Source organism: Aphanothece microscopica RSMan92 (genome assembly GCF_046613545.2).
Lineage (GTDB): Bacteria > Cyanobacteriota > Cyanobacteriia > PCC-6307 > Cyanobiaceae > NIES-981.
This window is the reverse complement of sequence record NZ_JBKKKY020000074.1, coordinates 1-12,023: the sequence shown is the minus strand read 5'-3', so window position 1 is coordinate 12,023 and position 12,023 is coordinate 1. Positions and strand designations below refer to the sequence as shown.

Genomic DNA, 12,023 nt, shown 5'->3' with positions numbered 1-12,023 from the left:
GGCTTGGCCCATCATGGCAGCAGGGCACTCCTTGAGAGCAAAACCGTCTACAAGGGCGTTGCATTGCAGAACATTGCTGTCGCGATAACCTTCTGTGGGAGCATCTCTTATCTTGTGTATTCCTATGTCTCTCGGAGGTGATCCCGCCTTTGCGTGCTTGGGCGGTCGTCATATCTGTCTGTATCGTGGGAGGTCGTTGGCGAAATGATCGGTTCGCTTCCTTTCTCCAGGGTAACCCTATGCTGAGCCTGCTGTTTTTCGGTTCTGTGCTGGCGCCATAGGGGATAAAGGTTCACGGCAGCAGCGGGCGGCAACAGCGGGCGGGGCCCATGGGATTGCTGTGATCGCACATCTATGTCTTCCCATGGCGATTTGTGTCCCTTTGCGGACCCGGTCACCGGTCATCATGAAGCTTTGATGGTCTGCATGGCTCAGCTTTGCTGACCATTTTTAGGGTGGAGCGACGAAGCCTCTTGCATGGCCTCAAGCCATCTTGGCTTGAGGGGGTCTTTGCCTTGGCACTCAAGATGGGTTACGAAACATCATCCCCACGTTCTGAAATTGCCCCTGTCCGCCGCTCGAGCGCGGGCGCCGTCTGGATGGGTATGGCCTTGCTCTTGACCGCGGTGATCCTGCAGGTTGGCAAGGCTGAAGCCGAGACTTCCTCCAGCGATCCCCCCCGCGGAGAGCCTTTGGCTGGTTCTGCTGCTCAGCTGGGGCCTCAACTGTTGCTGGCTAGCCCTCGGCTGAGCGATGGGATCGCAATGGATGCCCCATTCGACGGCCTGCAAGAACAGGTCCAAACCGCGGAGAGCTCTCTCCCTTCAAGCTGGGCTGACGATCCATCAGTCCCGCTGGCAGTCCCGCCTGCAGTGGCTCTGCAGCATATCGATAACTCGCCATCATATCCCGGTCTGGCGGAACCATACAGCCTGCAGACAGTTTACCAAGCCGATCGGAATTCCGATCCAAAATCCCCAAAGTTAGAGGTAGCTGATTCGGCCCCCAAGGCTGACTCTGAGTTGCCCAGCAATCCATTTGGAATTGTTCCTCTTCAAGAAGGAGAAGTACGATCCAGAGCACTCCACTGCGACGCCTTGGAGCACCTGAAGACGCCACGCACCTACCGGCGTCTTGACAGCTATTTCAGGCCAGACTTTCTCAAGCCCAGAGGTTCTGAAGCGAACCTGATGGAGCGCGATTATCTGACTGGTAATTGGGGCGGAGCTCGTGATCAACTCTATGAGCAAGGAATTGAATTCTATGGATGTATAGCCGTTGATCTCGCGACCGACCTGGTCAGCAATGCAAGGCCAAATAATCGAGTGCTGGTTCCCAAGGAAACTGCCTTTGGCACTCCCAGCAGTGGTGTGCATCGCAGTGAGTACAATATTGTTCAGATATACGGCTTGGACTTGTACTCCAGGCTGATCAACAAGAATTGGAAGGGTGGTCAGCTTCATTTCTCAGCAACGTGGCCAGAAAGCGAGCCTTTGTATGCCTATAGAAATCGACTGAATGCAACGGGAACCGGGCAGATCCATGGTCACTTCTATACGAATCAGGGCGTTGGCGACCCTACCTATGTGGATCAAGGGGTTCGGCTGTTTGAGCTTTGGTTTCAGCAGCGCTATGGACCCGGCCAGCAGTCTTATGTGAGATTTGGAAATATCTTTCCGATGATCACGTTTAATCGCTCGATTTTGTCTGGAATGATGAACTTCTGGACATTCACCGAGCCGTGCATGTTGGGAACGACCTACTTCACGGGCAATGCCCCATGCTATCCGCAGGCGCCACTTTCATTCCAGTGGTATCACAAGCTGGGGCCGTCCATGGACTTTGAGATGCAAGTATCCCAGGGATACTACGCTTCAACTGGGCGCAATAATATCCGTGGAGTGCGCTGGAACTTTGATAAGGGAGATGGCGTAGAAGTCATGAGTGAGCTGACCTGGCTGGGAGGTACCTACTCCGGCAATCCCAAGGACTATGGCAAGCCTTGGTATGTGAAGGCCGGGGTCATGTTTCATTCGGGCAAGATCTACTCCAACAGGTTCGACATCAATGGCGATCCCGCTGCGATCACAGGGCTTCCCAGACAGGAGCTCCAGGGTAATCAGCAAGTCTATTTATCTACAGAGGCCATGCTCTACAGAGAGCCCAATAGCTACAATCGCGGCTTGACAGGATTCTTTCGTGTTGGTGGGGGATTTCACGATGACCGGAATGTTGTGAAGAACTGGGCTGTTCTTGGTTTGGGGTATGAAGGTCTGCTGAGGAATCGTCCCCATGATGTCCTGTATGCCGGCTGGGGGGTTGTTCGCGGGACCGATGGATTTGTTGATTATCACAAGGAGAAGGCAACCTGCACCAAGATTCCTGGATGTGATATCGATGGCATCCAGCATGCATTGGAGTTTGGATATAGTTTCTATCTCAGCCCGTGGTTTACGGTGACCCCCACATTGCAGTATATTATAAATCCAAACCTGAGGTCAGATCTGGGCAACATCCTAACCCTCGGTGTTGCCACAAGGATATCGTTCTGATGGTTGTGCGCCACGGGACCCGCCCAGACCTGTCCCTACGCTCTGTGGTCATCATCGGACATGGATCCGCTGCCACTGTGAATCGGTAGTGGGACTTCTTCCGGTCTTGCCAATGTGTTGGAGCCATGTCTTTGCATCGATGCGCGTTCCTTGTCCGGGTTGCTCTCCGCTTGCAGCTGGCTTTCGTGTGTGTCTTAATGGGCAGATATTTGCTGTGGGTGTGTGGAGAGACAGGCACTAGTCCGTCAATCCCTCCGTGGCTCTCCTAAGCCCCTTTTGCATGGATGGCAACGGTCCATGCATGGCCTTGCTCTGCTGGCTCTGCTAGCCCAACCGGCCGTAGCGCAGGAGGTTCAGCGAGATTCCACGTTGGACATCGTGCAAGGCCAGAGCACATCAGTGCTCGGTCCTGAACTGCGTGTCACCTCCGACGAGGCCAGCGAGGCCAGGGAGGCTGATGAAGCCGAGCTGATGTCTGAGCTGTTTCTTCCGCAGCAAGCGGGCACAGAAGGCGAGAAAGTTGCTCGCTTCGAACCTCCTTCGGCTTTTTCACCGGGCGAGAGTGGTGATTTCCTGAGTACTGAAGACCAATGGGAAGAGTTTGTCACTGCTGACATCGGGGCGCCATCTTCTCAAGACGATGATGAGCAGGGAGAGTATTTCCCAAATCCCTTCGGTCTCAAGATTCCGAAGCATCGAGGCCATTTTGACTTCAGTCAGAAGAAGCACTGTGATGTGTTGCGTCACTTGAAGGTTCCGCCGACGCCACGGCGCTTGGATGCCTACATGAGGCCTGAGTACATTCTTTCCAGGCCCAAATCCCACGACTTTGCCACCAATGACCAACTTCTTACTGATTCTGGTCGGCAGAGGCTTTACGAGAAGGGGATTGATGTCTACGGATGCTATGCATTGGATTCGCTTGTAGATATTAAAGATAATCTTTCAGATATCCCCGTGGTTCGAGGGACTGGCCCTTTCCATGACTGGCAGGGGAACTCCCAGGGCATTCTGGGAATCGACATCTACTCACGGTTGGTTAGTAACACTTGGAAGGGCGGCCAGATTCACTTATCGTTTACTTGGCCGGAGGCCCTCAATGGGGGACCAATCTACTCCTATGGCAATACCCTGAATCCGGCTGGCCTCGGCACTCGCCAATATCAGGGTTACTTTTATACCGATGTGGGGCGCAGTCGAGAAGACAATCCCATTATGCAGGGTGCTCGAATATTTGAGTACTGGATTCAGCAGGCATGGGGCAAGAACGGTCTCAACTCCATCCGATTGGGTGCGATCAATCCATGGATTACATTTAACAAGTCCCTTGTTGCTGGAATCTTCAGTTTCTGGGCCTTTGATGAGCCGGGTGTCATTGGCACCTCTCCCAGTACGGCGAACGGTCCCTTGGTTGTGACGGCGCCACCAGGCCTATCCATTGAAGGGGTGATTGGTGACAACCTGACGCTGAAGGCGATGGTTGCCAGTGGCTACTGGGATCCAAGTGGTGGTATCGATAATCGTAGGGGTTACAAGCAGTACTGGAACCTGGATGAGTATGGCCTTGAGTTCTTCTACGAGGCCACATGGCGAGGTGGAACCTATAGCACCAAGACGAATGACAATGGTATCCCTTGGTTCATTCGTATTGGTGGCCAGAATCACACCGGAAAGGGCCTTGATAATCTTTATGACATTGATGGAAACTACTTTTTCCTGACCAATCGTCCCCGCCTTGAGTATCGAGGTAACAGCCAGTACTATGCCATGGCTGAAGCGATGCTGTATCGCGAGCCAGGTAGCTTCAACAGGGGGCTATCGGGCTTCATCAAGGGGAAGTGGAGTCCCTGGCAACGGCGCGGCAGCACGACCAAGGGTGTTTATGGGGGCCTCGCCTACGAGGGCATCTTTGGCCGTGATCACGATATCTTTTACATGGGCTATGCGCACATGATGGTTAATGATGGCGTTGTTGAGCGCAGTCTCAACCAGACGGCATGTACTGAGGTCCCCGGCTGCAAGGTGAGTGACTTCCAGGGCGTCTTTGAGGTTGGCTATAGCGCTCAGATCACCCCATACTTCTTTATTCAGCCCAAGCTCTATTACATCTTGAATCCGAACGTCCGCCGCGACCTTGGCGATCTCTTTTCCTTTGGCCTCGAACTTCGCGTTTCGCTGTAGCTGGCCTCGCCCGACAGCAGATTCACCGGGCTCGGCTGCCGTCCCCTGCGAGCGTGCCCGCCGATGGCGGCCTTGATGGCGACTTTCGTTTCTCCGACTACGCTGGTCTGTGCTGAAGCGCTGGAACCAGTTCCCGCCCATGACGGATTCATCACGGCCTCCTGCTGATGTCCACGCGACATCTCCGTCTTCTGCACATCCAGGCACGGAGGCAGGACGGCTGGTTCAGGCCTATGTGAAGAGCTTCAACGCCCGAGATGCCCAGGGGATGGCCGCGGTGTTCTCCCCAGATCTCGTCACGATCCACCCCGACGAGCCTGCTGTGGATGTCACCTCCGCAGCGCCGTTCCTGGAGAGGATGCTCGCCCTCTGGCCCCGAGACCTGCACTACGACCTGCGTCGCCTGTCGGATCGCTCGCTGGACGATGGCATGAGTGAGGCGTGGGCCGAACTGGTCATCGGTGCTCCGCGACAGCCGCCCCTTGCTGCTGAGGTCGTCATTTACCGTGTTCGTGAGGGGCGCGTGGTTCAGCTGACGGTGTACAAGCTGATGCACCCCAGCCACGTCGCCTATCAGCCGTCCTCGTCGAGTTGACGGCTCACCCAGGCAATCAAACCTTTGTAGCGGTCGATGGCGTGCTGCTGGACCGCTGGCGTCAACTGCTCAAGCCACATGCGCAGGGGGCCCTCGAGCCAGTTGTCCCCGACAAACATCTCGAATCGGCCGGAGCCGTCCAGAGGGCCCCGTACGGGAATGATCATCCCGCCACTGAGTGCTCCGTCTTCAGCGAGATTGATCAGGCCGTAGGTGTACTGGAACTGGCCATCGTGACGGGTCCAATCCGCGATGTACTCATGGCCATTGGTCGGTAGTTGGCACCAACTCAAGTCGCCAAGGTAGGTGAGGTCATCGCGGCCCCAGAACGCTGAAGAGTCGTTGCTGGCGAGATCCGTTCGCAGACCCCTCACGCTAGGAGGCTCGGTAGGAGGCTGAAAGTTCGTCATCGCTGGATTACCCCTTTTTGATGATTTTGTAGTCTGACAGGGAGACGCGGAAGGCCTTCATCGAGGGCACATGGGTGATGGTGAGCAGGCCGGGTGCAACATCTGTGCCATAGGATTTCTCGGGGACCTGCAGGCTCTTGGTGTAGTTGCCCTTCTCGTCCAGCAGTGCCTTGCTGACATAGGCTTCGTAGCCAATGGCCTTGCCCTCATAGGTGATGTAAAGGAAGTTGCCCCTGAATGGGCCCCCTGCAAACTCGGGCGAGTTGCCGGGGTCGGCTGCATGGGCATGGCCCTTCAGGGCTTCGGTGTCCCAGTGGAAGCCGCTCCCAGGCAACACCATGTAGCCCTTGGGAAGCTGTTCTGCAGACGGAGCCTCGTAGAACGCCTTTTCATTCTGTCCGCCCGTTGGGTGAACAAAGGGGAAGTGGATGTCAAATTGCGGCTTGTCCCATACTTTTTCTGGTGCGTGTCCATAGGGCAGCCAGCTGATGTCGAGTTTGTCGATGCCGGTGGCCTTGGCCACTGCTTTGGGCATCTCCAGGGTCGTCACCATCGTGTCATTCATCTTGCCTTTCCCCTCCGCGCCTGCCGGCTGGCAGATCAGCCACTTGGCTCCTTTTGAGGCTGCATCCGCCTGGCAGTTCTGGGGCAGGCCGTTGAGGGCGGCTTCGGAAATCAGCACGCCGATTTCCTGGCTCTCCCCATCGCCCTTCAGGATCCCGTAGGCCCGCACGCTGCCCTCACCCATCGCCATTTCCGTGCCCAGCTCCGTGGTGCAGGGGGCGGCCTCGCAGGCTTTCACTGGTGTCAGAGAGGCCTCCTCGGTCATGGCCTGCTGCTCAGGCTTCTGTCCGCAGGCCGTGGCCAGGGCCAGCAGAGATCCTGCGAACGTCAGTCCCAGAACCTGGAGGCGGGTTCCCATGGCGGGATCGTTGTGACTGCTGAAACGGTAATCAGGGATTTCGCCCCGGCATGGTCCAGCCAGGATTCGACACGAAGCCGCCGCGTTGCCCGGGTGATCGCCGGGCGATCACCCCCCGAAGTGGCGTACCACCGCCTCGGCGAAGCCCGAGCAGCTCACCGGCTCCACCGGCGGCTCCATCAGCCGCGCCAGGTCGTAGGTCACTTCGCCGCCGGCGATGGCGGCGCTGATCCCCTGGGTGATCAGGTCGGCGGCCTCCTGCCAGCCCATGTACTCGAGCATCATCACGCCGCTGAGGATCACCGAGCCGGGGTTGATGCGATCCAGGCCGGCGTGCTTGGGCGCGGTGCCGTGGGTGGCCTCGAAGATGGCGGCGTTGTCGCCGATGTTGGCGCCGGGGGCCATCCCCAGACCCCCCACCACGGCTGCGGCGGCATCGGAGATGTAGTCGCCGTTCAGGTTGAGGGTGGCCAGCACCGAATACTCCTGGGGCCGTGTCTGGATCTGCTGGAAGATGCTGTCGGCGATGCGGTCGTCCACGAGCACCATGCTCTTCCACTTGCCGTAGCCGTGGCTCTCGCCGATCGAATCGAGCACCTGCTTCACCTCGGCATCGATCGCGGCCTTCTTTTCCGCCGTGAGGCTGTCGTAGCCGGGTTCGATCAGGCGGGCGTTGTCCTGGATGCTGAGCGAATGGTTGCGCTCGAGGTTGTCGAGAATCCAGGACTCACGCTCGGTCACGCAGACATCGCGGAATTCGGTGGTGGCCAGTTCGTAGCCCCAGTCGCGGAAGGCCCCCTCGGTGAACTTCATGATGTTGCCCTTGTGCACCAGGGTCACGTGGCGCTTGTTGCCCTGCAGGCTGAGGGCATGGCGGATCGCCTTGCGGATGTGGCGCTGGGTGCCGTGCTTGCTCACCGGCTTGATGCCGATCCCCGAGCCCTCCGGGATGCGGCGCTTGCCGAGCTTGCCGTTCGCGGGGATCACCGTGTCGTTGAGGTGCTGGATCAGCTCCAGGCACACGGGATCGGAGGCTTCCCACTCGATCCCCATGTAGATGTCCTCGGTGTTCTCCCGGTAGACGATCACATCGAGATCCTGGGGCCGCTTGTGGGGGCTGGGGGTGCCGGCGTAATAGCGGCAGGGGCGAACGCAGCAGTAGAGATCGAAGATCTGGCGCAGGGCGACGTTCAGGGAGCGGATGCCGCCCCCGACCGGCGTGGTGAGCGGCCCCTTGATCGCCACGCCGTAGGCGCGGATGGCGGCGAGGGTGTCCTCCGGCAGGTACTGGTACGTGCCGTAGAGGTCGCAGGCCTCATCACCCGCGTAGACCTTGAACCACTCGATGCGGCGCTCGCCGCCGTAGGCCTTGGCCACGGCCGCATCTAGCACCCGCTGGGTGGCGGGCCAGATGTCCACGCCGGTGCCGTCACCCCGGATGAACGGGATGATCGGATCGTTCGGCACCACCGGCTGACCGTCCTCGAAGCGGATGGCGGTGCCGGCGGTGGGGGCGGTGAGTTTCTCGAAGGTCAGGGGGCTGGTAGCCATTCCTGCGGCACGGTCGGTCGTCCGACCCTAGGTTTCGGGGCAGCGTTGGTTCTGCTCAGGGGAAACGGCATGAACGCCGCCGATCAGGCCGGAAATCTGGAACTGGCCCAGACGATTGCGTCCGTGGCGGCCCTCTTCCGGGCCCACTTCCCCGATGCCCGCGCCAACCTCACCCCCTGGCGCGACGATCCCTGCACCCGGGAATTCGCCGACCGGGAGAGCGTGGATCTCTCGTTTCACCTGCCCGGCTGGAGTCCGCGCAGCCAGTGCCGCTCGTTCCTGGTGCAGCTGCGCCTGGAGGCTGCCCCCGGGGGGAGCGGCTCCGGCGGCACCAGGCGGCGGCCGAGGCTGCTCGGGGTGCTGATCCGGGGGCTCACCTATGAGTCCGAGCGGTGGCGGCTGGCCACCGTGGGCGACTGGTGCCCCACCGGCAGCCACCTGCCCGACCCGCACGCCGCGGCCAAGCTGCAGCAGTTCTGCCGCGAGCTGTTCGACCTGTTCGAGGGTGGCCGGGCCTGCGCTGCGTAACCCTTCGCAATCTTGCGGCCGGCACGGCAAACAGCGCGCCTACGGTTGGTCCTCGCCAGTGCCGTGCCGTCGCGTCGTCATGTCCGTTGCTCTCGCCTCCCAGCTGCGTGAAGGGACCAAGAAAGCCCACACGATGGCCGAGAACACCGGCTTCGTGAGTTGCTTCCTCAAGGGCGTGGTGGACAAGGCCAGCTACCGCACCCTGGTGGCCGACCTCTACTTCGTGTACTCCGCCATGGAGGAGGAGCTCGCCAGGCTCCGCAGCCATCCCGTGGTGGGTCCGGTGGCCTTCCCCGAGCTGAACCGCCGCGAGACCCTCGAGCAGGACCTCGCCTACTACTTCGGTCCTGACTGGCGCAGCTCCGTGAAGGCCACCCCGGCGGCCCAGGAGTATGTGGCGCGGCTGCACCAGGTCGCCCAGGAGAGCCCCGAGCTGCTGGTGGGCCACCATTACACCCGCTACATCGGCGACCTCTCCGGCGGCCAGATCCTCAAGAACATCGCCCAGAAGGCCATGAACCTGGGCGATCACGATGGTCTGCGCTTCTACGAGTTCGACGCCATCCCCGATGAGAAGGCCTTCAAGGTGAACTACCGCGCCACCCTGGATGCCCTCCCCATCGATCAGGCCACGGCGGACCGCATCGTGGCGGAGGCCAACCACGCCTTCCACCTCAACATGAAGATGTTCCAGGAGCTGGAAGGCAACCTGATCGCCGCCATCGGCAAGGTGCTCTTCGGCTTCCTCACCCGGCGCCAGCGCACCGGCAGCACCGAGGCCGTGGCCGCCTGAGGTCGCTCAACTGAGGCCGGCACGCTGACAGCGTCCCCGGCTGCGTCAGAGTCGGGCGGCGTCCGCGCCCGGCCCTTGCGATCGCTTCGTTTTCTCGTGCCCGGCACCGGCGGTCGCCTGCGCGGCGGCGGCCTGCTGGTGGAGCTGCAGACGGCCCGGCTGCTGCAGCAGCTGGTGCCCACCGAGGTGGTCACCTACCGGCGGCGGGAGCCGGATCACCCCTTCCTGGCCGATCTGCTGCGGGCTGAACCGCCCGATGGCGCTGCCGCTCGCAAGGTGCTCTGGATCGTGAGCTGGGGCTTCGAGGTGCCGCGCCAGCTGCGGGCCCTGCGTGGCCGGGCCGTGGCCTACCACGCCCACAGCAGCGGCTACGGCTTCGCCCTGCCGTCCGGGGTGCCGGTGCTGGCGGTGAGCCGCAACACCCTCGGCTACTGGGGCCAGTGGGCCAGCCGCAACCCCCTGGCCCTGGTGCCCAATGCCCTCGATCCCCAGTGGCTGCAGCGGGGCCGGCGCGACGGCTCCGGCACGCGGCCCATCGATGTGCTGGTGCAGCAGCGCAAGAGCAGCGCCTACCTGCTGGAGGTGCTGGTGCCGGCCCTGCGGCGCCGGGGCCTGCGGGTGGAGGTGCAGGCGGGCTGGGTCGACAACCTGGTGGATCTGTTCAACAGCGCCACGGTGGTGCTCTACGACTCCGCTGACCACTGGCGGGTGAGCGGCGTGAGCGAGGGCTTCGGCCTGCCGCCCCTGGAGGCCCTCGCCTGCGGCTGCGTGGTGTTCAGCAGCCTCAACCATGCCCTGGCCGACAGCCTCGATCCCGGCCGCCTCGGCCACCAGCTCGGAGCCGGCACCCTCAGCGCCGATCTGGAGCGGATCAGCGCCGCCGTGGCCGCTCCGGCCGCCTGGCGCGCGCCGGCCCCTGAGCTCGACCTCCTGCTGGAGGCCAGCAGCGAAGCGGCCCTGCTGGAGCGCTGGCGTGAGGCCCTCGCCCGGGTGAACGACCACTGGGACCGCCTGCAGGCCGGCGAACCACCGCTGCAGGCCCCGCCGCTGTGGCAGCTGCAGGCCCGCCGCTGGCAATCGCGGCTGGGGCGGGTGCTGCAGCGGCGCGGTGCCTAGGGTGCGGAACGCATTCCTGGCCCGTGGATGAGCGCCTTCCTGGCCGGCCTCAATGAAGCCCAGCGCAAGGCGGTGGACCACCACACCGGTCCGCTGCTGGTGGTGGCCGGGGCCGGCAGTGGCAAGACGCGGGCCCTCACCCACCGCATCGCCCACCTGATCGGCCACCACGGCGCCGATCCGGCCACGCTGCTGGCCGTGACCTTCACCAACAAGGCCGCCCGGGAGATGAAGGAGCGGCTGGAGCTGCTGCTGGCCCAGAAGCTGGCCCAGAGCCAGTTCGGCCAGCCCTGGAGCACCCTGCCGCTGCTGGAGCAGCGGCAGCTGCGCAGCCGCATCTACCGCGAGGTGATCAAGGACCTCTGGATCGGCACCTTCCACGCCCTGTTCGCCCGGCTGCTGCGCTTCGACATCGACAAGTTCCGCGACCCCGAAGGTCTGAGCTGGACGCGGCAGTTCTCGATCTACGACGAGGGTGATGTCCAGAGCCTGGTGAAGGAGATCGTGACCCAGGAGCTGGGCCTCGATCCCAAGCGTTTCGAGCCCAAGAAGGTGCGCTGGGCGATCAGCAACGCCAAGAACCAGGGCTGGATGCCCGAGCAGCTCGAGGCCGATGCCGGCGGTCAGCGCGGCAAGCTGATGGCCGAGACCTACCGCCGTTACCGCCGTGCCCTGGCGGCCAACAACGCCCTCGACTTCGACGATCTGCTGCTGCTGCCCGTGCAGCTGCTGCGCCAGAACGACCAGATCCGCCACTACTGGCACCGCCGCTTCTGCCACGTGCTGGTGGACGAGTACCAGGACACCAACCGCACCCAGTACGAGCTGATCAAGCTGCTCGTCACCGACGGTCAGGATCCCGAGGCCTACGACAACTGGGGTGGCCGCTCGGTGTTCGTGGTGGGGGATGCCGACCAGAGCATCTACAGCTTCCGCGCCGCCGACTTCACGATCCTGATGGGCTTCCAGGACGACTTCGGCGACGGCGCCGCCGATGAGGCGACCCGCACGATGGTGAAGCTGGAGGAGAACTACCGCTCCACCGCCACCATCCTGGAGGCGGCCAACGCCCTGATCGCCCACAACACCGAGCGGATCGACAAGGTGCTGCGGCCCACCCGCGGCGAGGGCGAGCCGATCACCCTCACCCGCTGCGACGACGAGATCGCCGAAGCCGAGGCGGCGGTGCACCGCATGCGCATGCTTGAGGCCGCCCACAGCGAGCTCCGCTGGGGCGACATGGCCGTGCTCTACCGCACCAATGCCCAGAGCCGCGCCATGGAGGAATCGCTGGTGCGCTGGGGCATCCCCTACATCGTGGTGGGCGGCCTGCGCTTCTACGACCGGCGCGAGATCAAGGACATGCTCGCCTATC

At 61.8% G+C, this 12,023-nt stretch carries 10 protein-coding genes; 7 read left to right on the top strand and 3 right to left on the bottom strand.

Annotated features, from left to right (window positions below):
• Window positions 1–515: 515 nt before the first annotated feature.
• The 3 genes from ACLD7X_RS14460 (at window position 516) to ACLD7X_RS14450 (ending at window position 5,328) form a co-directional block, all read left to right on the top strand.
• Complete coding sequence (locus ACLD7X_RS14460) at window positions 516–2,552, top strand: carbohydrate porin (RefSeq protein ID WP_411424360.1); 2,037 nt, start codon at window positions 516–518, stop codon at window positions 2,550–2,552.
• A 378-nt stretch (window positions 2,553–2,930) separates the two neighbouring features.
• Entirely contained in the window at window positions 2,931–4,733 is a 1,803-nt protein-coding gene (locus ACLD7X_RS14455) for a carbohydrate porin (RefSeq protein WP_411424361.1), read from the top strand.
• Between the two features lie 235 nt (window positions 4,734–4,968).
• The gene (locus ACLD7X_RS14450; protein ID WP_411424359.1) at window positions 4,969–5,328 is read left to right on the top strand and encodes a nuclear transport factor 2 family protein; all 360 of its coding nucleotides are present in this window, start codon (window positions 4,969–4,971) and stop codon (window positions 5,326–5,328) included.
• Here the strand turns inward: ACLD7X_RS14450 and ACLD7X_RS14445 are convergent.
• From ACLD7X_RS14445 to ACLD7X_RS14435, 3 genes are all read right to left on the bottom strand, one after another.
• Window positions 5,307–5,702 carry a hypothetical protein gene (locus tag ACLD7X_RS14445; protein WP_425625274.1) on the bottom strand — a complete coding sequence of 132 codons (396 nt, stop codon included), beginning with the start codon at window positions 5,700–5,702 and terminating at the stop codon, window positions 5,307–5,309. The two genes, ACLD7X_RS14450 and ACLD7X_RS14445, sit on opposite strands and share 22 nt — an antisense overlap.
• Window positions 5,703–5,745: 43 nt before the next feature.
• Window positions 5,746–6,660: a hypothetical protein gene (locus ACLD7X_RS14440; protein ID WP_411424357.1), complete on the bottom strand. Its 915-nt coding sequence runs from the start codon at window positions 6,658–6,660 to the stop codon at window positions 5,746–5,748.
• Window positions 6,661–6,768: 108 nt separating this feature from the next.
• On the bottom strand, window positions 6,769–8,211 hold the full coding sequence (locus ACLD7X_RS14435) for an NADP-dependent isocitrate dehydrogenase (RefSeq protein WP_411424356.1): 1,443 nt from the start codon (window positions 8,209–8,211) through the stop codon (window positions 6,769–6,771).
• 69 nt (window positions 8,212–8,280) lie between these two features.
• Between ACLD7X_RS14435 and ACLD7X_RS14430 the strand changes: the two genes are divergently transcribed.
• The 4 genes from ACLD7X_RS14430 to ACLD7X_RS14415 all read left to right on the top strand — a co-directional run.
• On the top strand, window positions 8,281–8,739 hold the full coding sequence (locus tag ACLD7X_RS14430) for a hypothetical protein (protein WP_411424355.1): 459 nt from the start codon (window positions 8,281–8,283) through the stop codon (window positions 8,737–8,739).
• A 79-nt stretch (window positions 8,740–8,818) separates the two neighbouring features.
• A complete protein-coding gene (locus tag ACLD7X_RS14425; protein ID WP_411424354.1) occupies window positions 8,819–9,532 on the top strand; it encodes a biliverdin-producing heme oxygenase in 714 nt (237 codons plus the stop codon).
• Window positions 9,533–9,607: 75 nt separating this feature from the next.
• Complete coding sequence (locus ACLD7X_RS14420) at window positions 9,608–10,648, top strand: glycosyltransferase family 1 protein (RefSeq protein WP_411424353.1); 1,041 nt, start codon at window positions 9,608–9,610, stop codon at window positions 10,646–10,648.
• Between the two features lie 27 nt (window positions 10,649–10,675).
• The coding region (locus ACLD7X_RS14415; RefSeq protein WP_411424352.1) for an ATP-dependent helicase at window positions 10,676–12,023 on the top strand (1,348 nt) is incomplete at its 3' end.